The 263-nt window shown below is 70.3% G+C and carries 1 protein-coding gene; it reads right to left on the bottom strand.

Annotated elements, in window-relative coordinates:
* Positions 1-263 (bottom strand): hypothetical protein (locus KVT32_RS30400; RefSeq protein WP_217619465.1); only part of this gene is annotated, 263 nt, incomplete at both ends.

Here is a 263-nt window from a genome sequence, read left to right as displayed (position 1 = left end):
CGCAGCATCCAGGCGCCGATCGTGTAGAAGACAAAGGCGTCGGCGCCGATGCCGAGCTGGCGCCGCAGGTCGGCGCGCTCCTGCGGCGTGACGTCGTCGTGCGCATGGCGGCGCATGTGGGGCACCACGTGCAACGGCACCGTGACGCCGCCGGCGCGGAACACCTCGGCATTGAAGCGGGACGGCACCAGCACGCCGTCATAGCGGTACAGGATGGCCGGCCAGTGTGCCGGTATCCGGTCCGACTCCCAGGTGCAGTAGGC

Origin of the sequence: Achromobacter sp. GbtcB20 (assembly GCF_019091095.1) — a bacterium.
In the GTDB taxonomy this organism is placed as follows: Bacteria; Pseudomonadota; Gammaproteobacteria; order Burkholderiales; family Burkholderiaceae_B; genus Achromobacter; species Achromobacter mucicolens.
Note: the sequence above shows the minus strand (reverse complement) of the source record. Positions and strands in the feature narration are given on the sequence as shown.